At 49.9% G+C, this 23,965-nt stretch carries 25 protein-coding genes; 8 read left to right on the top strand and 17 right to left on the bottom strand.

Features of this window, described 5'->3' with window-relative positions; all coding sequences use genetic code 11:
- Positions 1–184: 184 nt before the first annotated feature.
- A complete protein-coding gene (locus PKI34_00620) occupies positions 185–2,533 on the bottom strand; it encodes a TonB-dependent receptor (protein HNS16307.1) in 2,349 nt (782 codons plus the stop codon).
- Positions 2,534–2,622: 89 nt separating this feature from the next.
- Between PKI34_00620 and PKI34_00615 the strand changes: the two genes are divergently transcribed.
- From PKI34_00615 to PKI34_00605, 3 genes are read left to right on the top strand one after another with little or no spacing between them, the layout of a single operon-like run.
- Complete coding sequence (locus PKI34_00615) at positions 2,623–4,086, top strand: sulfatase-like hydrolase/transferase (protein ID HNS16306.1); 1,464 nt, start codon at positions 2,623–2,625, stop codon at positions 4,084–4,086.
- A gap of 58 nt (positions 4,087–4,144) precedes the next feature.
- Positions 4,145–4,999 carry a universal stress protein gene (locus PKI34_00610; protein HNS16305.1) on the top strand — a complete coding sequence of 285 codons (855 nt, stop codon included), beginning with the start codon at positions 4,145–4,147 and terminating at the stop codon, positions 4,997–4,999.
- Positions 4,996–5,409 carry a thioesterase family protein gene (locus PKI34_00605; protein ID HNS16304.1) on the top strand — a complete coding sequence of 138 codons (414 nt, stop codon included), beginning with the start codon at positions 4,996–4,998 and terminating at the stop codon, positions 5,407–5,409. Before PKI34_00610 ends, PKI34_00605 begins: the two co-directional genes overlap by 4 nt.
- Here the strand turns inward: PKI34_00605 and PKI34_00600 are convergent.
- From PKI34_00600 to PKI34_00585, 4 genes are all read right to left on the bottom strand, one after another.
- Entirely contained in the window at positions 5,384–6,316 is a 933-nt protein-coding gene (locus PKI34_00600; GenBank protein HNS16303.1) for a diacylglycerol kinase family lipid kinase, read from the bottom strand. The two genes, PKI34_00605 and PKI34_00600, sit on opposite strands and share 26 nt — an antisense overlap.
- 7 nt (positions 6,317–6,323) lie before the next feature.
- Entirely contained in the window at positions 6,324–7,103 is a 780-nt protein-coding gene (locus PKI34_00595; protein HNS16302.1) for a glycosyltransferase family 2 protein, read from the bottom strand.
- A 128-nt stretch (positions 7,104–7,231) separates the two neighbouring features.
- The gene (locus PKI34_00590; GenBank protein ID HNS16301.1) at positions 7,232–8,032 is read right to left on the bottom strand and encodes a nitrilase-related carbon-nitrogen hydrolase; all 801 of its coding nucleotides are present in this window, start codon (positions 8,030–8,032) and stop codon (positions 7,232–7,234) included.
- Entirely contained in the window at positions 8,020–9,177 is a 1,158-nt protein-coding gene (locus PKI34_00585) for a methionine aminotransferase (GenBank protein HNS16300.1), read from the bottom strand. The genes PKI34_00590 and PKI34_00585 overlap by 13 nt, the downstream gene beginning before the upstream one ends.
- Before the next feature lie 102 nt (positions 9,178–9,279).
- Between PKI34_00585 and PKI34_00580 the strand changes: the two genes are divergently transcribed.
- The gene (locus tag PKI34_00580; protein ID HNS16299.1) at positions 9,280–10,470 is read left to right on the top strand and encodes a phosphoglycerate kinase; all 1,191 of its coding nucleotides are present in this window, start codon (positions 9,280–9,282) and stop codon (positions 10,468–10,470) included.
- On the opposite strand, the gene PKI34_00575 is transcribed toward PKI34_00580, so the two are convergent.
- Genes PKI34_00575 through PKI34_00560 form a run of 4 tightly spaced genes read right to left on the bottom strand, consistent with a single transcriptional unit; the run spans position 10,457 to position 12,571 of the window.
- Positions 10,457–11,002, bottom strand: a complete 546-nt coding sequence (locus PKI34_00575; GenBank protein HNS16298.1) for a CvpA family protein — start codon at positions 11,000–11,002, stop codon at positions 10,457–10,459. The two genes, PKI34_00580 and PKI34_00575, sit on opposite strands and share 14 nt — an antisense overlap.
- 4 nt (positions 11,003–11,006) lie before the next feature.
- Entirely contained in the window at positions 11,007–11,753 is a 747-nt protein-coding gene (locus tag PKI34_00570; protein ID HNS16297.1) for an ATP-binding cassette domain-containing protein, read from the bottom strand.
- Entirely contained in the window at positions 11,746–12,450 is a 705-nt protein-coding gene (locus tag PKI34_00565; GenBank protein ID HNS16296.1) for an ABC transporter permease, read from the bottom strand. The genes PKI34_00570 and PKI34_00565 overlap by 8 nt, the downstream gene beginning before the upstream one ends.
- The gene (locus PKI34_00560) at positions 12,434–12,571 is read right to left on the bottom strand and encodes a hypothetical protein (protein HNS16295.1); all 138 of its coding nucleotides are present in this window, start codon (positions 12,569–12,571) and stop codon (positions 12,434–12,436) included. Before PKI34_00560 ends, PKI34_00565 begins: the two co-directional genes overlap by 17 nt.
- Before the next feature lie 43 nt (positions 12,572–12,614).
- Here PKI34_00560 and PKI34_00555 point away from each other — a divergent pair, with 43 nt between their 5' ends.
- The 3 genes from PKI34_00555 to PKI34_00545 all read left to right on the top strand — a co-directional run bounded on the left by PKI34_00555 (position 12,615) and on the right by PKI34_00545 (position 16,225).
- The gene (locus PKI34_00555) at positions 12,615–12,812 is read left to right on the top strand and encodes a hypothetical protein (protein ID HNS16294.1); all 198 of its coding nucleotides are present in this window, start codon (positions 12,615–12,617) and stop codon (positions 12,810–12,812) included.
- Positions 12,813–12,888: 76 nt separating this feature from the next.
- On the top strand, positions 12,889–13,980 hold the full coding sequence (locus PKI34_00550; protein ID HNS16293.1) for a mannose-1-phosphate guanylyltransferase: 1,092 nt from the start codon (positions 12,889–12,891) through the stop codon (positions 13,978–13,980).
- Between the two features lie 19 nt (positions 13,981–13,999).
- Complete coding sequence (locus PKI34_00545) at positions 14,000–16,225, top strand: S46 family peptidase (protein ID HNS16292.1); 2,226 nt, start codon at positions 14,000–14,002, stop codon at positions 16,223–16,225.
- A gap of 26 nt (positions 16,226–16,251) precedes the next feature.
- On the opposite strand, the gene PKI34_00540 is transcribed toward PKI34_00545, so the two are convergent.
- The 4 genes from PKI34_00540 to PKI34_00525 are packed head-to-tail and all read right to left on the bottom strand — an operon-like array spanning position 16,252 to position 18,976.
- The gene (locus tag PKI34_00540; GenBank protein ID HNS16291.1) at positions 16,252–16,716 is read right to left on the bottom strand and encodes an IPExxxVDY family protein; all 465 of its coding nucleotides are present in this window, start codon (positions 16,714–16,716) and stop codon (positions 16,252–16,254) included.
- A gap of 5 nt (positions 16,717–16,721) precedes the next feature.
- Positions 16,722–17,465, bottom strand: coding sequence for a ribonuclease III (gene rnc / locus PKI34_00535; protein ID HNS16290.1), 744 nt, complete (start codon positions 17,463–17,465; stop codon positions 16,722–16,724).
- A gap of 12 nt (positions 17,466–17,477) precedes the next feature.
- Positions 17,478–18,731 (bottom strand): beta-ketoacyl-ACP synthase II, encoded by a 1,254-nt coding sequence (gene fabF / locus PKI34_00530; protein HNS16289.1) that lies wholly within the window; start codon positions 18,729–18,731, stop codon positions 17,478–17,480.
- 8 nt (positions 18,732–18,739) lie between these two features.
- Positions 18,740–18,976 carry an acyl carrier protein gene (locus tag PKI34_00525; protein HNS16288.1) on the bottom strand — a complete coding sequence of 79 codons (237 nt, stop codon included), beginning with the start codon at positions 18,974–18,976 and terminating at the stop codon, positions 18,740–18,742.
- A gap of 118 nt (positions 18,977–19,094) precedes the next feature.
- On the opposite strand from PKI34_00525, the gene purN reads away from it, so the two are divergent.
- A complete protein-coding gene (gene purN, locus PKI34_00520) occupies positions 19,095–19,661 on the top strand; it encodes a phosphoribosylglycinamide formyltransferase (GenBank protein ID HNS16287.1) in 567 nt (188 codons plus the stop codon).
- Positions 19,662–19,806: 145 nt separating this feature from the next.
- Here the strand turns inward: purN and PKI34_00515 are convergent, their stop codons facing one another.
- The 4 genes from PKI34_00515 to PKI34_00500 form a co-directional block, all read right to left on the bottom strand.
- The gene (locus PKI34_00515) at positions 19,807–20,709 is read right to left on the bottom strand and encodes a DMT family transporter (protein HNS16286.1); all 903 of its coding nucleotides are present in this window, start codon (positions 20,707–20,709) and stop codon (positions 19,807–19,809) included.
- Positions 20,710–20,868: 159 nt separating this feature from the next.
- Entirely contained in the window at positions 20,869–22,929 is a 2,061-nt protein-coding gene (locus PKI34_00510; GenBank protein ID HNS16285.1) for a hypothetical protein, read from the bottom strand.
- A gap of 91 nt (positions 22,930–23,020) precedes the next feature.
- Positions 23,021–23,587 (bottom strand): hypothetical protein, encoded by a 567-nt coding sequence (locus PKI34_00505; GenBank protein ID HNS16284.1) that lies wholly within the window; start codon positions 23,585–23,587, stop codon positions 23,021–23,023.
- A complete protein-coding gene (locus PKI34_00500; protein ID HNS16283.1) occupies positions 23,553–23,861 on the bottom strand; it encodes a TRL-like family protein in 309 nt (102 codons plus the stop codon). Before PKI34_00500 ends, PKI34_00505 begins: the two co-directional genes overlap by 35 nt.
- Positions 23,862–23,965: the final 104 nt, after the last annotated feature.

Here is a 23,965-nt window from a genome sequence, read left to right as displayed (position 1 = left end):
TACAAGTCTAAGGCTTCAAGCTTCAAGCTTTGGATTTTTTCTTGCAGCCTGCTGCAGCTTGCGGCTTGCAGCTTGCAGCTCAAAAAGGACTGCAAATGTATGAAGTTTTTTATTTTCAACGATGAAAAGGCTAAAAAAAGGTTCGCCGTTCGCCGTTTGCCGATTACCGATTGCCGATTGCCGATTAAAACCGGTACCCCACCTCCACCCTGAACCATCTCCCCTCCTGGGGATACGGAAACACCGTGCTGCCGCCCTGCGTGTACGAAGTGCCGAAAAGATTGCAGACCCGCGCATCCAGCGAAAAACCCTTTATTTTCTCCACCCTGAAGCCAGCATTGACCAGAAAGACCGGATCCACCTCGTTATCGGGATCACTGAATGGATCACCATCCAGGTACGTGTTCATCACAGGGGAAAGCTGCGATCCGATATACCGCAGCGTGATATTGAACCACAGGTTCTTGTATTGCCTGTACACAGGATTGAAATCGAAGAGAAGGTTTCCCTGCCAACCTGGTGCGTTGTGGATCCGGTTACCCGTCACTCCGTAATCCTCCGCATCAAGGGCATATTGCCAGGTGACGTTGGCATGAATGCGCATCGGGTCAAGGGCATATTTCATACTGCCTTCCGCACCGACCGACTCCAGCCGGCCGGCGTTACGATAACGGGGTTCATCGCCGGTGGCCTCGGGATCCCGGTAAATAAAATCCTTCAGGTGATTGTAGAACACGTTCCCCTCCAGCTCCATCTTGCTGTCCAGAGCGCTCAGATCGGCTGTCAGCTGCAGCGAGGTAAGATGCTCCGGAAGCAGGTTCTCCGAACCCTTGTAACTCGGAAGGGAATTGTAGCGGTACCAGTACGGGGCATCGACGAACGACTGGGCAAACGATGCCTTCAGGGCAAACGTTTCAGAGGGCAGATAAATGACGGATAACCGGGGACTGAAATTGGTCACCGGATTTCCCTTATGCCGCTGTTTGTAATCATAACGGCCGCCCATGTTCAGGATGACCTGTTGACCCAGTCGTTGCTTCACCTGGACAAAACCCGAGTAGATCGTTTCGGTGCCCCTTTCCAGCACAGGTTTTGCATCGGAATCGACCACGGTGTCCACTTCCCCGTTATCTCCCATCAGGTAATAGCTATCGTACAGTTCCATCCCGTCCAGCTGGAAACCGGCCAGTACATTGCCCTCTCCGACCGACTTCAGCTCATAATCCTTTCTCACCTGGAGGGTGCCCCCGTAACTGTATTCATTCCAGCTCACCCTGCCCGCCCTGCCCTGTGATGGATCGGTGACGACAATGACATTGATGTTGTTCAGGTCAAGGTTGACATTGCCCATGATCTCCCAGTCTCCCTTCAGGCTGCGGTCATACTTCACCTCGCTGTGGGCTGACCCTGAGCCCAAACCCGGACCTGCCCCGTTGATGGTCCGGTATTCATCATAATCGTATGTTTCGCCTGTGAGCCCGCTGCCCGAAAACGGCTCCACCAGTTTGGCATACCGCACATTTCCAAGCATGGACAGATAGTTCGAATGAAAGGAGAAACCGGCATCATAGGCAGGTTTGTCCTTGAAAGCACCCACATAGGCATATCCGTCCACCGGATGGGGAGAATGATCTTCTTCGGCGGGAATATGCACTTCCTCGCCCTCCGACCGGTAATAACTACCCCAGACCACCAGGTCGTTCTGGCGGTCAAACTGCCTGCCGTAGAGCAATGAGCCTTTAATTTGGCCAAAATTGCCCAATCCGGCTACCAGGGAGCATCCGCCCACATCCTGTCCTCTTTTGGATATGATATTGATCACGGAAGTCAGTGCCACATTACCGTATAGAGAACTGGCCGGTCCCCGCAGTACCTCGATTTGTTTGATCTTTTCCAGGGAGATGCTGTAATCAGGATTTGCTTCGGAGTACGCCCGGGAATTAAGCCGGTGGCCATCCAGCATGACAAGGATCTTTTGCTGTGAGGAGCCATAAACGCCCCGCATGGCAACATTCAGTTCATTCTGGTCCTCCACGGCCGTCATGCCCGGTACGTAAAAAGCGAGCAATTCCTTCAGATTGCGGGCTCCGCTGGCAACGATCATCTCCGCGGTGATCACCGTGACCGGAACCGGGGATTCCTTCAGGGATTCCACCTGTTTGGATGCGGTCACCAGGCTTATGACCGGCTTCCGCATCGACTCCACGATCTGTACGTACCGGGGAGGATCAAACAACAGGTTCGGTGTATAGAACGGATCCCGCCTGAGGATCTCTTCGATTATGGAACGCGAAGTGACCATATCATCCCTGGCCATGTAGGACAGAGCCAGCAGCCGGTATGCCTGGATCTGCTCATCGCCTGAAAACCCACTCTCCAGACAGGGTCCGATCAGGCTGATCACCGCTTCAACACGGCCTGTCTCATACAGTTTCCTTCCTTCTTCCAGCACAATCTGCCCGCACTCAGTCTGCGACCAGAGCACCGACCAGCTTAAAAAAACAAGAATGACGACCAGTACCGCTCTCCTCATGAAGCAAATCCCCTAAAATGAAATGAGGTTTTAAAGATAGCAAAATCATTTGTCCAGTGTGTATCTTTGCCTCTTATTAACTTCATTCCATGAACATAATTCCTAAGATCCGGCTTTTCAATCCGATGCGGTTATTTCTGTTCCTGCTCTTTACGATATGCCTTGCTGTTAACGATGTGGCGCCCCAGGTTGCGGAGACAGGCAGGCAGCCCAACATCATCCATATCCTTGCCGGCGACGTCGGCTATGATGATATGGGATGCTATGGATCCACCACGATACTGACGCCCAACCTCGACAGGCTTGCTGCGGAAGGAGTCCGCCTTACGGGTTTTTACTCGCCTCATGGTTCAGGCACTGCCAGCCGGGCTGCGATCCTGACCGGAAGGTACGCACCGAGGATGAACAAAGGGAAAGGCATTCCCGCTCTTACTCCGGAATCAGAAAACGGACTGGATCCTTCTGCCGAAGTTACCATTGCGGCCTTACTGAAATCAAAAGGATACACCACCGGAATCATCGGCAGCTGGCAACTTGGACACCTGGCTAAATATCTTCCTGCTAATCAAGGATTTGAATATTTTATGGGGATACCCTATGCAAAGGACCTCGGCCCGGAACAGCCCGGGGGAACAGGATTGAATGATTACCCTCCCATTCCGCTCATCCGGGATACGCTCATCTTAAAATACTGCAGCAACCCGGATCTGGCTGAACTACCGGCGCTTTTCAGGCAGGAAGCGTGCCGGTTCATCCGCGATGCGGCCGGTAAGGGCAAACCTTTCTACCTCCTGTTTGCACCTGTTGAAACGCAAGTGCCCTGGTTCATTCCCCAGGGTTTCGATGCGGATGGACCTGCAGGAAACTTCGGAGATGCCGTCAGCTTTATGGACCTTTCCACCGGGGCCATCCTGAAAACGTTGAAGGAAATAGGGATCGAACAAAACACGCTGATCGTCTTTTCCTCAGACAATGGCCCGCAAATCAACCGGGATAAAGAATTGGAGACGTGTTACGGGAAATATGCCCGCACGGATACCAGCCGTGTCCACCTGCTCAGGGGAGGCAAGGATCAGTCAAGGTACGAAGGGGGGGTGCGTGTGCCCTGCATCCTGCGCTGGCCTGGTGTCATCCCCGGCAAAACAACATCGGATATGATCGCCGCAGGATTTGACCTGTTCGCAACATTTGCTGCCGCAGCAGGAACACCGTTACCTTCCGGGGTGATCATCGACGGGAAGAGCCTGTTGCCGGCGCTTACCGGGCAGCAAACCGAACCCGTGCACCTGCTGTTTTTTGGATTTGAACCGGATGGCATGCTGATGAGCGTGAGGTATAAAAACTGGAAGCTGGCCGTACCTTCCATCCAGACAGGCGGGGCTCCGGAGCTGGGGGATTATGAACTTTACCAGCTGGAGAAGGACCCGGGGGAACGGTTCAATGTGGCGCCCAGGTTCCCTGAAATTGTTGATCAGTTACGGCAATTCGGCGAGAAAGCGAAAGCAGCCCTGCGCGACAATGGTAAAATGCCGCAAAAGAATTTCATCGAATGACATTCCTTTCCAAATTTCCCTGTATTTTTGTTCAGAATCAAAGACAATTCCTTTTAACATGAAAACAAAACCTCAAGATTTGATCCTGGTACCGACGGATTTCTCTGAAACCTGCCGGCATGCTGTTGACTACGCAGCTGAAATGGCTCAACAAATGAATTTCAACGTACTGCTATTACACGTAATCACCACCCAGACCCGGACCAGGCTCAAACGTGAAAAAAAGGGAGTGGAAACGATCATCGAACAACTGGCCGTCCTAAAGAAAGAGGTCGAAAAAAACCACCCCATCAAGGTGACCTATACAGCACGGGAAGGGACGATCTTTGATGTGATCAGCCAGGTGGCTTCCGAGATGAAGGTGAACCTGATGGTCCTGGGCACCCATGGGAAAAAGGGACTGCAGTACCTTTTCGGAAGCTATGCGTTCAAAGTGGTTTCGCAGTCTCCCGTTCCGGTGGTTGTCATTCAGCAGGAGTCGGGTTATTCATCCTTCGGTAAAATCGTTTTTCCTGTAACCATTCATATTGAATCCCGGCAGCAGGTAACCCCTACGATTGGATTTCATCGGCTGATGGGGAGCAAGATCATTGTTTTCAAGCAGAGCGCCGCGGAAATCCTTGAAAAGAACCAGCTGGCCATCATCACCGGTCAGATCACCGAGCGGTTCGAAAATGAAAAAGTGCCCTATGAGATGCACGAGGCGGAAAAAACCTCGCAGTATGAGCAGCAGCTGATCAGCTTTGCCAGGGAACAGAAAGCCGACGCCATTGTGATGATGACCGACAGCCGCATTGATCAGCCTGATTTCCATAACAGCAGCTGGAGCGAAAAACTGATCTTTAACGAAGCCGCCATCCCGGTGATCTGCATCAACCCGGTCTGGCTGGGAGAAGTCTATTTCGGTCAATGATGTGGATCAGCAAAAACCGCATCGCCCATTTCGAGATCCGCATCGGTGATATCAATTACGGCGGCCATCTCGGAAATGATAAAGCATTGCTTCTGTTCCAGGATGCAAGGATCCGGTTTCTGGAATCCATTGGTTTTTCGGAACGACATATCGGTGACCAGGCAGGCATCATCCTGACCGAAGCCCACGTGTACTTTCGCCGGGAAGTGTTCCTTCACGACACCCTTTATGCCGACATTGCCGTTGCTAAGGTGGGCAATTCCTCCTTCGAACTGGCTTATTCCGTTAAAAGGATGGTGGATGAGGTGGAGGTGCTGAACGGAAGGACAAAACAGGTGGCTTTCGATTACGAACGGAAGAAAGTGACGCGGCTGCCGGAAGATTTTATCCGGGCAATCCGCCAACAATGACCTTGAGACTCGCAGGAAGGATCTCAAATGTAAAGGGAGAATGACCCAGGGATTCCCCATCCGCTTCCAGATACATCTTGCGGGCTGACTCCACGTGAACGGTCTTTCCCTGGAAAGTCTGCACCTGGGGAATCTTGACAAAAGAACCATCGTACAGATTCTTTACATTGCGGATGATCGTAAAGCGACCCACTTTATTGATCACCGTGACATCCAGCAAACCGTCGGCCGGATCGGCGAAGGGCAGTTGCATCATCCCTCCGCCATTGTATTTGCAGATCCCGATATTCATGCTGAATACATCTCCCTTGATCTTTTTATCGTCAATGGTGATCTCGTACCGGATATTTTTGAACGAAAAAAGACTGGAGAAAATATTGTACATGTACGACAGCGGCCCTCCTTTCCCACGTTCCTTTTGTTTATTGGTCTTCTCTGCCACCAGGGCATCGTATCCCATTCCGGTCATATTGACAAAATACCGTTCTACAGGATGGTCGGAATTCATATAGGTCACTTTGCCGACATCCTGGATGAACATCATCTCGTTGCGGATGATCTTAATGGCAGGTTTGTATTGAAAAGGAATGTGGAACATACGCGCCCAGTCGTTGCCTGTCCCCACAGGTATCATTCCAAGGCTGATCTCCGTGGGCAGATAACGTTTCTGCTGAAAAACTCCGTTGACCGTTTCACTGAACGTTCCATCTCCTCCCACGACAATGATTTTTTTGAAACCGGCTTCAATGAATTTTTTCGCAAGTTTTACCGCATGATCCCTGTGCTCGGTGAATACACTTTTAAAGGGAATGTCATTTTTAACGAGAAGGTAGGAGATCTGTTTCCAGTCTTTTTCTGCTTTTCGCCTGCCGGCGTTGGGATTTACTATGACAAGCCATTCCTGCATGGGGTGATCAGGGATTTTGAGTGACGGGAACCGCTCCCTTTTTAAGAAGCCGCAATTTAGCATATTTTAGCATAACTGACTGCGCTGTTATCCGGGCGATTATAAATCCGGACATTCCATCCAGAAATCCCAGCCGGAAAACATAATCCCTGATAAACCGGAAGCAGGGTTTGACCAGCATCTTTAGAAACGAAAAGGATGCACCGTTCTGGTGCAATTCTGTTGCAGCCAGCGTTGAATAACGGTTCGACTGGCTGATGTGCTCATCAATGGAATAGTAGGAATAGTGTAAAAGATGGCCCTTGAGCCTGCCAACCCGGGACCCTGCTGCCATGATGACCTCTTCGTGGACCAGGTTGTCCGACCAGGTCCCTTTTTCTTTATTGAAAACACGGAGCTTGGCATCCGGATACCAGGCTCCGTGACGGATCCACTTGCCGCAATAATTTGCCATCCTTCGCATCTGATATCCATCCTGATCACCCTGCTCTTTCACCTTCAGGAGTTCTTTTTTAAGGCATTCTGTCAGGGCTTCATCCGCGTCAAGTGACAGGATAAAGGAATGGGATGCCAGGGAATTCCCGTAGTTCTTCTGGCTGGAATACCCGTCAAAGGCCCTCTGGTAGAATCTTACCCTGTATTCCATGCAGATCTGCGGCGTTTTATCGGTCGAAAAGGAATCGACCACCACGATCTCGTCTGCGATCCCCCACAGGGATTCCAGGCAACGGGCAATGTTCCGTTCTTCGTTATGGGTAATAATAACTGCTGAAATTTGTATCGGCATAGGAAATAACGGCAGCAAAAACGAACCTGTCTACAAATAAAAATGTTTATGTTTCTCTTTTTATCTTGATCTTTCCATCAGCCCCATCTCTGAAACCCTGTTTAAAAAATCGTAAATCAAATATCGGTTCATCTGATATCTGATATCTGAAAGCTATCCCAATCCCGTCCGAAGCCAAAATGTTCCCTGATATGCGTTAGTTTACTGAATGAAAGCGTCACGGCCACCAGGGCTTCCTGGCAGGGTTCGGTTGTGACCAGTGGATTGCCAAGAGGGTCAACCACGGTGGTGTCGCCCGAAAAGGTAACTCCGTTGGCGTCCTTTCCGACACGGTTGACACCCACGGCATAGGCCATGTTCTCCATTGCACGCGATGCCAAAAAAAGGGTCCAGGCATTCCGGCGCACATCCGGCCAGCTGGCAATGTCGATCAGCACATCATAATCGTACGTTGCTTCCCGCAGTTTATTTTTGCACCACACCGGGAACCTCAGGTCATAGCAGATCAGCGGCTTGAACTTCCATCCTTTGTAAGTGAAAACCGGTGCCAGGTCGCCTCGTGTGAACCGATGGTGTTCGCCCCCGAACGTAAACAGATGCCGTTTATCATAGTAATCCCACGTCCCATCGGGCCGCATCCAGATCATGCGATTGAGGTAATGTCCGTCCTTTTGGATAATGATGCTCCCGGTGATCAGCGCCTGACGAAGTGACGCTTGTTCTTTCAGCCACTGCATGGAAGGACCGTCGGTCGTTTCAGCCAGGGACTCCGGTTCAACCACAAATCCCGTGGTGAACATTTCCGGCAGCACGATGATGTCGGCTGGTGCAGGGATCTGCTGAAGCCGCTCGGTAAACTTCTGCAGGTTAGCCTGGCGGTCGCCCCAGATCAGGTCTGCCTGGATCAGTGTTAAGGTTATATCTTGCATAGGATCTTTGCTGCTTTTTCAAGGGTCTCGTCTGTCTTGGCAAAGCAAAACCTGAGAACTTTATGGTCGGTCTGATTGTGATAGAATGACGAAACCGGAATGGAGGCAATGCCATTTTCATGAATCAGCCTTTCAGCAAACAGCCTGTCCTTTTCATCGGATATCTTTCCATAATCCAGAAGCTGAAAATAGGTACCGTAGGATGGAATGACTTCAAAGCGGCTACCGCTGACCAGGTTCACAAAATAATCCCTTTTGGCCTGAAAAAATTCCGAAAGATGCTTATAGTTATTTTCATCCTTTAAAAATTCAGCAAAGGCATACTGAACAGGCGAGTTGCAGGTAAAAACAATGAACTGGTGCACTTTTCTGAACTCGGTCATCAGCTCTTCCGGAGCCAGAACGTACCCGATCTTCCACCCGGTTGTCTGAAAAATCTTTCCGAATGATCCCACCACCAGGGTCCGTGATGCAAGTTCCGGGTACAGGCAGATGCTTTCGTGCCGGATGCCATCAAAAATAAGATGTTCGTATACCTCATCACTGAGGATGAGGATATCCCTGTTCTTGATGAGTTTTTCAAGTTTAAGCAGGTCATCCGGCTTAATGACGGCTCCTGTAGGATTATGGGGAGAATTAAGAATGATCATCTTCGTGCGGGAGCTGATCAGCTGTGGAAGCTTTTCCCAGTCGATGTGAAAATCAGGGTAGACCAGTTCCGAATATTTGATCATGCCGCCGTTCAACTTAACCGAAGGAGCATAGGAATCGTAAGCTGGTTCAAAGACAATCACTTCATCCTCATCTTTCACAAAGGCGGAAATGGCCGTATACAGAGCCTGGGTAGCCCCTGCGGTGATCGTGATCTCCTTGTCGGGATGATACGCCGTGCGGTAGATCTTCTTTACCTTATGGGCAATCATCTCCCTGAGTTCGGGCACACCTTCCATCGGGGCATACTGGTTGTAGCCGAGTTTCATATATTTACTCACCAGGTCGATCAAGGATCCCTGGATGGGAAAATCAGGAAAACCCTGGGAAAGATTGATCGCCTTGTACTCCTTAGCCATTTGGGTCATGACGGCAAAGATGGATGTACCGGTCTGAGGAAGTTTGGAAACAAGATTGCCCTGATACCGCTTCATGATGGTAGAATAGGATGCAGGGCAAATTTAAAGAAATCAGGCAAGCGAGAGGATAAAAATCTATCTTTGTACCCTTTTTTTAACAATCCAATACGTGATTTTATGAAGACGGTCGAAAATTTTGATTTCAAAGACAAGAAAGCGCTGGTGCGTGTTGATTTCAATGTACCGCTCAACGATCTGTTCCAGATCACGGATACGATGCGCATCGATGCTGCTGTTCCCACACTGCGGAAAATCCTTGACGACGGCGGAGCCATCATTGTCATGTCGCACCTGGGCCGGCCAAAAGAAGGTCCGGAGGAAAAATTTTCCCTGAAGCATCTGACAGGCTATCTTTCACAGGTTCTTCACACCCGGGTTCAGTTTGCGGATGACTGCGTTGGTGAGCAGGCTGCTGAAAAAGCCGCCAGCCTCCGGCCGGGTGATGTCCTGCTGCTGGAGAACCTTCGGTTTCATAAAGAAGAAACCAAAGGAGACACAGCGTTTGCCGGTAAACTGGCCAGGCTTGGTGATGTTTATGTGAACGATGCGTTCGGTTCAGCCCACCGGGCACATGCTTCCACCGCCGTCATTGCCAGTTTCTTCCCTGAAAAGAAAATGTTCGGATACCTGATGGCGAATGAAGTGGAGAACATCAACAAAGTCCTGGTCTCGTCAAGGCATCCCTTTACGGCCATTCTGGGAGGCGCAAAAGTTTCGGGCAAGATCGAGATCATCCATCATTTGATGGATAAGGTGGATAACCTGATCATCGGGGGTGGAATGATGTTCACGTTCATCAAGGCCCAAGGGGGCCTGATCGGGAATTCGCTGGTGGAGGACGAACTGCTGGATGTGGCCAAAGCTGCCCTCTACAGGGCGAAGGAGCTGGGCGTGAACCTGATGATTCCCGTGGATGCGGTTGCAGCAAGCGAATTCAACAATGATGCCCCCCGGAAAATCGTCCAGGCCGACCGGATACCGGAGGGATGGATGGGCTTGGATATCGGGCCCGAAACCAGGAAGATCTTCGCTGAGATCATACAGGACTCCTCAACCATTCTGTGGAATGGCCCCATGGGAGTTTTTGAAATGTCAAATTTCGAAGCAGGGACAAGATTCATTGCAGAAACGGTCGCTTCCGCCACGCAAAAAGGTGCTTTCAGCCTGATCGGCGGCGGGGATTCCGTTGCGGCCATCAACAAATACCACCTTGCCGGTAAAGTGAGTTACGTATCCACCGGTGGCGGTGCCATGCTGGAAGCTATGGAGGGGAAAATGCTGCCAGGCGTGGCGGCTATAGGGGCATAAATCCGCTGTCGGCAATGATGTCCTTTTCCTGCAGATGGTTTAATTTCAGCTTATCAAGATGAAAGAACGGTAGCAACAGCGGAACGATCGAAGCAACCGGCTGATAAAGAAAGGAATTCTCTTTCACCCCCGGGGTGATCAGCTTCTCATTCCTGTCAAAAGTCGTGATGAGATAAAGCAGGACACTCAGTAAAAGAACTGCCTTGGCAGCGCCAAACAGACCTCCCAGGAGCTTGTTGATCCAGCCGAGGGCCACCAGATCAGCAAGTTTTTCAAGCATTTTGCCAAAAAGGTGAACGACTACCAGGATCAGAATGAAAATGACCATAAAAGTTATGGCGGGCAGGTACTTCTCATCCGCATGGATGATCTGACCTACATAGCCGGAGGCTGCCCCGCTGAACCGGATACCCGCCCAGATCCCCAGTATGAGCGCAGCAAGGGTAGCCAGGCTGATGATCAGGCCCTTTGAATACCCACGGTAAGCCATGAAAAGCAGCGGAACGATCAGGATGAAGTCCAGCGCATTCATGCTGTTATCTTTTTAATTTCCTGGTAAGCTCGGTGGCAAATACAAAATCGTTCAACTCCTTGTTGTCTGACTGGAGAATGTCGTCCCTGCTCCCTTCCCACCAGAGGTGTCCCTCGTGGATAAAGGCCACCTGATCACCGATCTCCATCACTGAATTCATGTCATGCGTATTGACAATGGTTGTGATCTGGTATTCTTCGGTGATCTCATTGATAAGCTTATCGATGACATTGGCTGTACTGGGATCCAGTCCGGAGTTGGGTTCATCACAGAAAAGATACCTTGGATTCAGGGCGATGGCCCGTGCAATGGCGACACGCTTGGTCATCCCGCCACTGAGCTGCGACGGATACAGCTTATTGGCATTTTCGAGCCGGACGCGCTGCAGGCAAAAATTGACCCGGTCGAGTTTTTCCTTATTCCCCATATCCGTATTCATGGTCAGGGGGAACATCACGTTCTCCTCAACGTTCAATGAGCTGAACAAAGCACCGCCCTGGAACAGGGTGCCAAACTCCTTCCGCAGATTCTTCCTGCTTTCAAAATCCATGGCCATCAGGCTCTTGTCCTCATAGAGAATGTCCCCATCATCAATAGTGTACAGCCCAATGATGCACTTTAGCAGGACGGTCTTGCCCGAACCGCTCCTGCCGATGATCAGGTTATTCCTTCCTTTTGTGAACCGGGTAGTAATGTCAAAAAGTACCTGATTCCCGTTGAAGGACTTGGATATATGATTAACTTCAATCATTCAACAACAGCTGGGTCAGGATGAGATTGAACAGAATGATGAAAATGCTGCTTTGCACTACGGCTTTTGTGCTGGCTTTCCCTACATCTTCGGCTCCGCCCCGGGTTCTGTATCCGTAAAATCCGGAAATGGAAGTAATCAAAAATGCAAAAACACCCGTTTTGATCAAAGCATAGGCAATATCAGAGGATTGGTAAAACGCCCGGAGTCCGAGAATATAATCCGTAGTGGTCACCAGATTGGTGGAGATCCCCACGAGCCAGCCCCCGAGAAGAGCCAGTACCATGCTGATGATGATCAGGATGGGATTGATGAAAATGGAGGCTGCAATTTTGGGAAGGATGAGGTGATTTGCCGGGTTGACCCCCATGATCTCCAGGGCATCGATCTGTTCGGTGACCCTCATCGTTCCGATCTCAGAGGCAATCCGTGAGCCGACCTTTCCCGCCAGGATCAGGCTGATCATCGTGGGAGAAAATTCAAGGACAACGGTCTGACGCGTGGCAAATCCAATGGTGAACTTCGGGATCAGCGGAGTGTCAATGTTAAAGGCCATCTGGATCGTGGCAACAGCACCCATGAATACTGAAATGATCGAAACGATCCAGAGTGATTCAAGTCCGATGCTCTCCACCTCCTTGACCGTTTGCTGGTGAAAGATCCGGAATTTTTCAGGCCTTTTAAAAACCTGATGCATCAAAAGCAGGTACTCCCCCAATTGAGAAAAAACTTTCAGCACGGGAAAATATTTCCGCTAATTTAGCGATTATTTCAAAGACCTCCATTGCTGGGGTGTAATTTTCAACAATGCCTGCCATTCAAAAATACCTATTCCGGGATAGGATCCGAAAACGACCTTCCATGATGGTTATCCTGACCTTTGTGGGTGCCACTATCCTTTTTACAGGTTGTGCTTCCAGTGAAAAGTACTACTCAAGCAAAAGCAAGAAATACAAAAAACTTAAACGAAGGTATGAAAAATACGACTGCGGATGTGACGCATTTCCCGGCACACGCAGCAATGATCCTGTAAAAAGCTGTGCATATCCCCAGTTCTGACTCCTTATCCTAATGGTTTGTTTCGTATTTTTGCCGGGTGCCCTATGATCGGATTTGCATTTAATCCTTCACCGGTATGAACGAAAATTACTTTTGTGTCATCATGGCTGGCGGGATCGGTTCGAGATTCTGGCCGGTCAGCAAACTTTCCCACCCGAAGCAGTTCATCGATATCCTGGGTACCGGGAAAACCTTGCTTCAACAGACCTTTGAACGTTTTGAGAAGATCTGCCTGAAGCAGAACATCTTCATCGTTACCAGTGAACTGTATAAGGAGCTGGTCGTATCACAAATACCGGGTATAGAGGAATCCCAGGTATTGTGTGAACCTGCACGGAGAAACACAGCGCCCTGTGTTGCCTACGCCAACTACCGGATCAAAAAGCGCAATCCGCATGCTACGATCGTTGTGGCACCCTCAGACCATATCATTTTAAAGGAAGATAGTTTTCTTGACATCATTCAATCGGCCCTTGCCGCCGCTGAAAAAAATCCCTGGCTGATCACCCTGGGTATCAAACCCCACCGGCCCGATACCGGCTACGGATACATCCAGTTTGTTGAATCCATTCCGTATCCTGCTGACTTAAGGATGAAACGGGTCAAGACCTTCACGGAAAAACCCGAGATCGAGATGGCGAGGTTCTTCCTTCAGAGCGGTGAGTTTCTTTGGAACTCGGGGATCTTTGTCTGGTCGCTGAACAGCATCCTGGATGCTTTTCACCTGTACCTGGAGGAAGTGGACTCCATCTTCAGGCAAGGGACAGCTGTCTATGGTACGCCCGGTGAAACGGAATTTATCCGGAAGGCCTATGCGATCTGTAAAAGCATCAGCATCGACTACGGGATCATGGAAAAAGCGGAAAATGTTTTCGTCCTTGCCTCCGATTTCGGATGGTCGGACCTGGGAACCTGGGGATCGCTGTATGAACAGCGGCCAAAGGATGAACAGGGTAATTCCGTCATCGGCGACCAGGTGATGACCTACGATACAAAAAATTGCGTCATCCATATGCCTTCGGATAAACTGGCCGTGATCCAGGGACTGGAAGATTATATCGTCGTCGAATCAGAGGGCATTCTGCTGATCTGCCGCAAATCCGATGAGCAGATGATCCGTCAGTTTGTGAACGACGTTCGTGAGAACAAAGGTGAAAAGTATTTCTAACCAGTAAAACAAACAGCGTATGAAACGTATTTTCCTGACCATTCTGCTACTTTCATTTCTTCACAGCCCCTCTCTTCGTGCTGATGAGGGTATGTGGCTTCCCCTGCTGATCGATCGCCTTAATTATGTTGATATGCAGGAAATGGGGCTCAGGCTGACTGCTGACGAAATCTACAGTGTAAACCATTCCAGCCTCAAGGATGCCATCATCATTTTCGGGCGGGGATGCACCGGTGAGATCATTTCGGAGCAGGGTCTGATCCTGACAAACCATCACTGTGGATATGGTGCCATCCAGTCGCACAGTTCCGTTGAGCATGATTATCTCACCGATGGCTTCTGGGCAGGCTCCTTCGAAGAAGAGCTTCCCAATGAAGGCCTTACCGCCCAGTTCCTGATCAGGATCGAAGATGTGACCTCTCGTGTGCTGGGCAGTCTGGAGGAGCAGATGACCGAGGCCGGCCGTGAAGAAGCTATCCGGAAAGTCTCCAGGGAGATCGAAGCGGAGGCTGCTGCCGGAACCCACTACAATGCCTCTGTCAGAAGCTTCTATTTCGGGAATGAATTCTACCTGTTCGTCTATGAGACCTTTACCGATATACGGTTTGTCGGGGCGCCCCCTTCCTCCATCGGCAAATTCGGGGCCGATACCGATAACTGGATGTGGCCGCGGCATACAGGGGATTTCTCCCTGTTCAGGGTGTACGCGGGCCCCGATGGAAAACCTGCACCTTATTCCAAAGACAATATCCCCCTGAAACCCAAACATTATTTACCCATTTCCATCGGTGGCGTTCAAAAGGGCGATTTTGCCATGATCCTGGGATACCCCGGAGGTACCGACCGGTATCTGCCATCCTTTGGAGTTGAGACCGCCATTGACCAGAACAACCCTTCCATCGTGAAGATCCGGCGGCAGAAACTGGATATCCTGCGGGAAGCGATGGACTCTGATCCGGCCATCCGGATCCAGTACGCCAGTAAATATGCCGGCACCTCCAACTACTGGAAATACTACATTGGACAGACCAAAGGATTGAAACGGCTGAAGGTGGCTGATGACAAAAGAGCGGCGGAAGCCGCCTTCCAAATGTGGATTGCCACCTCTCCCGATCTGGAAGCGCGTTATGGAACTATCCTGGGGGATATGGAAAAAGCCTACGGAGTCCTCAAACCGTATGACCTTTTCAGGTTCTATTCCAGCGAAGGCATCCTCAGGGGCTGTGAGATCTTAGGCTTCTCCCGGAATTTTTCAGATCTCTACAGGGAGCTGTTGAAAAAGGAAGCAGATCAGAAAAAAATTGACCAGCTGATTGCCTCTCTGAAAAATCAAAGCAAACGGTATTTCAAGGATTACAACGCCCCTACGGACCAAAAACTGCTGTCGGCCATGCTGAGTCTTTTTTATAACGACGTTCCGGCATCCTTCCATCCGCCCGTGATCGAAGCCATTCATGCCAAATACAAGGGTGATTTTTGCAGCTACGCAGCCAGGACATTTGAAAAATCCATCTTTGCCGACCAGCAAAAGGTTATGGACTTTTTGGATAAACCCAGTGCCAGGATCCTGGAGAAAGACCCGGTTTTTTCTTTCATCCAGCAATTCATGGATTACTACCGGGCGAAAATGTCGGAGGTGGAGGATCAAAACACCCTGCTGGCAAAATCACGCCGGCTTTACATGGAAGGACTGCTGGCAATGCAAAAAGACAGGACCTTTTACCCGGATGCCAATTTTACGATGCGCCTTACCTACGGACAAATCCTGGATTACTACCCGGCCGATGCGGTGCATTACGACTTCAGAACCAGTCTCGACGGAGTAATAGAAAAGGAAGATCCATCCAACTGGGAATTTGTGGTTCCTGAAAAATTGAAAGACCTTTGGGCCAGGAGTGATTTCGGACCTTACGGCGAAAACGGCGAAATGTACACTTGTTTTACGTCGAACCACGATATTACAGGGGGAAATTCAGGCTCTCCGGTCATCAATGGCAGCGGAGAGCTGATCGGGCTGGCTTTCGACGGCAACTGGGAAGCCATGAGCGGTGATATTGCCTTTGAACCCGAACTGCAAAGAACCATCAGCGTCGACATCCGCTATGTGTTGTTCATCATTGATAAATATGCAGGAGCTGACAGGATCCTTGCCGAAATGACCATACGGAAACCTGATCAGCAGGCGGCACCTGTCAGGGTTAAAACTCCGGTGCAGCCATCCGTGCCGGTGCCTGTTGAACAGTAAGGCTCTGGCGGCAAGAGGGAATGCCCTCAGCCTTTTTTATCGGTTTCCAGAAGGTGGAGCTCCAGATCGGCAAGGATCACATCCATCTGTTTTGTTTTGCTCAGGTCAAGGTAATAGGCCAGCAAAACACCCGGCACTGACCGGAGGGCATGAATGAGCCTCTCGGTCTCCGCAGCGGTGGTCTCACCGCTAACCATCAGGAAATAATCGGTTTGCTTGAATTCGGGGATCAGCTTGGAATCAGGGTGATGATTGGATAAAAGCAAATAATCAAGACGGCGGTTGGTGTCCTGATGGCGATACAGTGAGTATGAGCAGGATTCAAATTTACCGGGAAAGACGATCCCGAAATCCGGCAATTTCCTTAAGTGCAGATCCAGCTTTTTGTTGATGTGAAAACAAAGCTGATAATCTTTCGACCGGCAGGCGATCCCAATGAATACGGGCCAGTGCTTCTGCCGCGTCAGTTCCAGATTGTATTTTTTTGCCATGGCCCTTACTCGTCCTGAAAAACCGGATCATCCTGGAAAATATGGTTGCAGGCTTCCTCGGCGGCGTTTTGCTCCGCTGCTTTGATCGAGGGTCCTCCGCCCTTACCTAAGACGGTCTGATCAATCACTGCTTCAACCAGATAATGTTTACGATGCTTGGAGCCTGCTTCTTCGATTACACGAAATTCCAGTACTTTCTTCGATTTCTGTGTCCATTCGAGGAGTTTGCTTTTGAAGTTCAGGTCCTGGGTTTCCAGCTCATTGATATCCATATGGTATTTAATGATATGGGATACAATGATTTTATAGGAAAATTCATATCCTTTATCCAGGTAGATTGCTCCCAGGAAGGCTTCCAGTACGTCACCCATCATGGACCTGGACTGTGTTGATCCTGCATGGCTGGTTTCAATCAGGTGGTCCAGTCCCAGGTTCACGGAAAGGGAGTTGAGCTGGGCCCGGCTGACCATCTTCGATCGCATTTCGGTCAGAAATCCTTCATCCTTGAAAGGGAATTTCTTAAAGAGATAATCGGCCACTACAAGACTGAGGACCGCATCACCCAGGAATTCCAGCCGTTCATTGCTGATCTTTTTGCCGTTAAAAAGCTCGACGGCCGCAGATCTTGGGCGAAAAGCAAGTTTATAGAGAAAAATGTTACCCGGGTAATAGCCAAAGATGGAATAAATGGCGTCGTAAAGGTCTTTTTCCTCGGAAAGATAAACTTTTACAGGTTTGAGCTTCTTCAAGAGTTAAAAAACTTAATCCTGATGTTTCCTGAAAACGATCGAAACATTGTGTCCACCAAAGCCGAACGTATTGCTCAGCGCAGTGTGGATCGCTCTTTTCACCGCAGTATGGTAGGTGAAATCCAGCTTGTTGTCAATATCAGGATCATCCGTAAAATGGTTGATGGTAGGGGGTACAATATCATGATAGATGGCCAGGATGGCCGCAATCGCCTCAACGGCACCAGCAGCTCCCAGAAGGTGTCCGGTCATGGATTTGGTGGAATTGATACTGATCTTGCAGGCGTGCTCTCCAAAGAGTTTGCTGATTCCCTTGGATTCAGTGACATCATTCAGGGGTGTGGAGGTGCCATGGGTATTGATATGGTCGATCTCCTCAGGTTTTATTCCGGCATCCTCCAGGGCAGTTTTCATGCAAAGATATGCCCCCAGTCCTTCCGGATGGGGAGAGGTCATGTGGTAAGCATCCCCGGAAAGTCCGCCACCGATGACTTCGGCATAGATCCGGGCCCCCCGTTTCAGGGCATGTTGCCGCTCTTCGAAAATCAGCGCTCCGCCTCCTTCCCCGATGACAAATCCATCCCGGTCCTTATCAAAAGGCCTGGAAGCAGTCTTCGGATCATCATTTCGTGTGGATATGGCATGCATCGCATTGAATCCACCGACCCCTGCGTCATTGATGGCCGCCTCACTCCCGCCTGTGACAAACACATCGGCTTTGCCGAGCCGGATGTAATTCATGGCATCCACCAAGGCATTGGCCGAAGAAGCGCAGGCCGAAACAGTCGTAAAATTGGGACCCCTGAATCCATATTTAATGGAAATATGTCCGGCAGTGATGTCGACGATCATCTTGGGGATAAAGAACGGACTGAAACGCGGCGTACCATCCCCTCTTCCATAAGCTACGATCTCTTCCAGGAATGTTTCCAGCCCCCCGATCCCTGAACCCCAGATCACCCCGACACGGTTGGAGTCAATTTTCTCCAGATCCAGACCCGAATCCCTGACCGCCTCGTCGGCCGTTACCAGTCCATACTGGGTAAACGGATCATACTTTCTGACCTCTTTACGGTCAAAATAGTGCAACGGATCATAGCCTTTCAGCGGACAGGCAAATTTGGTCTTGAATTTCGACGTGTCAAAACGGGTAATCAGCTCAGCACCACTAACCCCGCTGACCAATCCGTTCCAGTAGTCCGAAACGTTATTGCCTAGCGGGGTTAGTGAGCCAAGTCCGGTTACTACGACTCGTTTTAATTCCATGTACCAATTTATTTGGTATTATCCTCAATGTACTTGATCGCATCGCCAACCGTACCGATCTTTTCTGCCTGATCGTCAGGAATGGCAATATTGAACTCCTTTTCAAATTCCATGATCAACTCAACAGTATCCAGCGAATCAGCACCAAGATCATTGGTGAAACTGGCTTCGGGTGTTACTTCGTTCTCGTCAACACCCAGCTTATCAACGATGATAGCTTTTACTCTCGATGCAATGTCTGACATATCTTTTCTGGTTTTGGTTAATTGGGTGCAAAGAAAGTAATTTTAAGGCTCAAAACAAAAAAAACAGTCAATTTTCCGCTGAAATTCTTACATTGCAGCGTGAAACATCCACCTGAACATGAAGAATATAGCCATCTTCGCCTCCGGGAGTGGCACCAATGCCGGGAATATTGCTGAATATTTCCGGTCGAATCAGGATATCTGCATTAAACTAATCCTTGCCAACAGGCAGGATGCTTATGTGCTGAAACGTGCTGAAACATTTGGAATACCCACCTTTGTTTTCAATCGTAAGCAGTTTTATCAAACCGATGACGTTTTAAACATCCTGAAAACGAATAAGATATCCCTGATCGTACTGGCAGGGTTTCTCTGGCTTGTCCCTGAAAACATCCTGAAGGCCTATCCCCATAAAATCATCAACATCCATCCTGCCCTGCTCCCAAAATATGGCGGCAGTGGTTTCTACGGACCGATCGTCCATGAATCGGTGATCCGGTCAGGAGAGAAGGAATCCGGTATCACGATCCATTATGTCAATGAGGTCTACGATTCCGGCCAGATCATTTTCCAGGCACGCTGCCCCGTAGAACCGGACGATACGGCGGAAAGCCTTGCCCAAAAGGTTCATCAGCTCGAGTATGAGTACTTTCCGGTAGTTATTGAGAAACTGCTCAATGAATAACCATTACCGATTACCCAGATAGAAGTAGAGGGTCAGGTAGAAGCAGAGATATGAAAGGAGGGATGAAATCTGATATCATCTTTCCTTTCATATCTCTATATCAAATTCCACCTTTACCTCTATCTGGGTAATCGGTAATCGTAATTCAAACAAAAAATAGCACCACCCCTCCCACCGACACAAACGCCCCGAGGACTTCTTTCCACGATACCTTTTCCCTGAAAATGACCACAGATGGCAGGATGATGAAAATGGGAACGATCGCCATGATGGTGGAGGCAATGCCCGTGGAGGTGTGCTGGACGGCCAGCAGGGAAAAGGAAATGCCCAGGAACGGACCGAAAACAGATCCCACCGTGATCGTCAACATTCCCTTTGGATCCTGGACTGCCTTCATTACGCGGCCCCAGCGCCTCATCAGCAGAATGACGATGATAAACCCGATGACGCCTGCCGTGATCCGGATCTGCGTTGCGGAAAAAGCATCGTAATCCTCCATCCCGAACTTGCTCAGCACCAGGCCCACCGCCTGCCCGGCAGCACCGCCCAATGCCAGTAACAGCCCCCTGACCGGATGACGGATCTGCATCTTTTCTCCCTTATTGGTCCGGCTGAAGATCGCCATTCCGATACCGGCAATGGTCAAAAACATTCCCAGGATGTTCATCAGGGTCATCACTTCCCCAAGCACGATCCAGGCGACAACGGCCGTGATGGGAGGCACCAGGGTCATAACCAGCATCGCAGTCCGGGAACCAATGATGGTATACGATTCGAACAGCATCAGGTCCCCGATCACCAACCCGACAATGCCCGACAGGGCAAGCCAGAACCAGGCATGGGCTGAAGCATCCTGCGGGAAGGGCATTCCACGCACGATCCCATTGAAAATGCAGAGAATGATCCAGGCAAACACCAGCCGGATCAAATTCACCGATAAAGAACCCACCCGCTTGCTTGCCACCTCAAACGTCAGCGCCGTGACCGTCCAGAAACAGGCAGTGGCCAGCGCCGCTAATTCGCCAATGTGAGAGGAAAGAACCGACATCGCGCAAACATACAAAATACAAAATTCCAAATTCCATGATCCAAAATCCAAACAAATTTCAGGATTCAATTTCCAGACTTCAGGTACTTCAATGACCAATCTTGGAAATTGTCTTTTGGGATTTGCCTGGGATTTGGGTCCTGGGATTTGGGATTTGCATCAGTTAGTATTAACTATCGCCTTGGCTGCTGCCTCTAATGTTGCCATACCCGAAATTTCGCTCCCCACTGCCTGCCGCATCCACTCCTGGGGAACGATCGTGCCCTGGGTATAGATCCGCTGGACCTCGTCGGCGAAATTCCTGCCCTGCATATGCTGTTCAAGCTGAAAATCGATCAGGTGACCCACCGGGTAAGCGGGCAAATAGATGGTACGGTAGATCATATGGGAGTAGATGGCCAGGATGGGTTCGTCCCTGGTACCGAACACATCCGAATAGTACTTGTTCCAGATATCCTTCGCAATGGCAATCACCGCCTCTTTCAGCTGCGCCGGAGTGGCATCCGGGTGCGCATACATCCACCGCCAGGCGTACATGTCGACCAGCGATACACCCATGATCTCATAAGCTGCCCAGGAATTGTCCAGTGCCAGCATCTTTTCCTTGTCCGGATCGTCGCTCCTTATTCCCAGCAGCTCCAGGTCGCGTTTCTGGAACATGAATGCCAGCGCTTCGGTGAAGGCCGTGTTGGGTACGCCGTTCAGGATATAATAATCGACATCCTGGAGCGAAATGGTCTGTTCCACGTTGTGCCCGAACTCGTGGGTGGCAATGTTGTATCCCTTGTAGTTCATTCCCTCCGGCCCGATCCGGGTTCTCAGGTGTGCCTTCTCCGAACGCATCTCCGCGCCAGCCGCATGGCCAATGCCACGGGAAGCGTCCACCTGTATCTTCGAAGCAATCTCAGTGGCTTTGGCAGGCGTAAAACCAACCTTCATGAGAATATTCGGCAGATCTTTTTCAAAGGCCTCCCGGGAAGGATAGTTCGCATTGACGATTTTAGTCAGCTCTTCTTCGGAAATGGTGCTGCGCGATTTAAACCCATTGTACCAGATGTCGAAGGGCTGCAGATCCCTTCCCAAACGTTCTGTGACAAGCTTCCCCACATCCCTGATCACGGGCGAAGAGATGAAGTCCACGAACATTTTTTCGACATCGGCGTACGGTATTTCCATCTCCGTCTCAAAGTTCCGGTCCACATAGTTTGGATAGTTGGGCTGGTAGGGATCAATGGCTTTCACGGCTTTGAAATTGTTCAGCCAGTATTCGTAACGCCTGTCGGGCTCGCGGGTGAATTCCACCGGCTGCCCGTCCCGGTATACTTTGTTCAGGTACGGATCCCACTGGAGGTCATTTTTGTCGATCACCTCCACAGGGATCGACTGGTCGATGATCCGCTGCATCACCTGGTAGATCATCTTCTGTTTGGCAAGCCCGTTCTCCTGGTTATAGTGAGACTTGAGCTCGTCGCGCAGTCCCCAGTGGGTGATCAGGCGCAGATCTTCCGGAAACCAGCTGTTCATGGACGAATCCACCAGCTTTCCCATGTAAATGTTGTACGACTGGATGTAGGTGTTGGCTTCGGTGCCTGCCTTATAAACGGCCTGGTACAGTTCGGGAGGAACCCTCGAAGTAAAAAGATCGCCCATCCGGGCATGGGCCCATTGTTTGCGGGTCCACTCCCTGCCCAGTTCCGTCTTTTCTTTCAGGGAGTAAAAGGGAAAGTTCAGGGAAACGATGAAGGCAATTTTAGTGTTGTAAAAATCTTCCGTCATATGAGATGCCGGATTATACGCTCCGAACATCTCGTCAATGGCCGTCAGTTCGCCCACATCCAGGTCGAGTGGCTCGTTCAGCTGAAGGATCATTTTACCAAAATTACCATTCACTACCTCCAGGTACTGCGAAAGCTTGGTGAACAGAACATCAAGATCCACTTCATTTCCGATGAACTGCTGCTTGCAGAACGCCTGGAAATCCGCCGTTGAACCGTCGGATGCACGCCAGAGGGAAGCAACCTGTCTAACACCCCGCTCGATGCGGAAACGGTTCTGTTCTCCGTAAAGTCCGACGAGGGTATCGATCGCTGATTTCTGAATATCCTGACTGATGGACCACACCGCTGCCGGTGTCGTTTGCCCCGGACGTTCAGGCTGCTGACAGGTCATGAAGCCGAATGACAGAGCCATGAGGACAAGAATTACCAGTATTTTCTTCATTTTAAAAATATTAAGCACTTTGATATTTAACAAAGGTACGGATCGTCACTTCAAAAATACGAAATCCAGTGTAAGGCAAGAGGACCTTTCGCTATGAATTCGCCTGAATCAACTGTATGATGGATGAGATGATGCTTCCCTGTTTTTTCCAGTGTCCTTTCCGGACCCGGTAGATCAGGTGATCATCCTGCGTTGTGATGATGATTTCAGGCGGAAGAGGTGCATTAAAGAAACAGGCCAGGCCGGAGAAAGGAAGCTTGGCCGTGAAACGATGGTGCCATTTCTGATGATTCTCAACATCGATGAACAGTTTGCTGGCCCGACAGGTGGTTGAACAGTCTCCTGACCTCAGTGATAGGCTGTCAGCCGGATTGGACGAGGAGGAAAAGTAAGAAAAATTGATCGTGACAGAATCGCGTCCTGTCAGGTAGCTGATGTCAAAAATCAAGCGGCTTTTCGTTTCCTTCTCCTGAAAATCATCCAGGGGTAAAATGAAATAAAGAGTTCCGCTTTCAAGGAGAGCAGAAGTATAATACTTCGACAGTTTCTGACCCGAAACTTCCGAAGGTGCCGAAAAAATGCAAATGAATAAAAGAATGGCCAGGATCGATGCCTTTTTGGCCTTACTCACCATAAACCACAATCTTGTACTTGGCATAGACCCCAAGGATAACATTCACATGCTCATCCACATGATGGATCCTTGTTATTCCTGCTGATTTTGCAGCTGCATCAATGCTGGCATCACCCAGTGCGACGATCCCCAAAATGGAGGTTGCTTCAGCCGTACCCACCCGGTCTGCACCCGTATTGCTGGTCACGGCAAAAGGAGCCTTCACATCCGAATAAATGAATCCCGTCAGGGGTGATTTCACCATTGCACAACCCGACAGAATGAATACTCCGATCAAAAACACCAGTAATTTTTTCATGGATTGAGTCTGTTAAGTGAAACATATTATAATGAGCCTGAAAGTTTTTTCAAAGATACTACGGGATTCGGGTAGATTCAACTCCCACGTTTGTTAAATTTTTC

The sequence above is a fragment of the Bacteroidales bacterium genome, assembly GCA_035342335.1.
GTDB lineage: Bacteria > Bacteroidota > Bacteroidia > Bacteroidales > JAGONC01 > JAGONC01.
The sequence above is the reverse complement of the archived record's forward strand: the minus strand, read 5'-3'. Positions and strand labels throughout refer to the sequence as shown.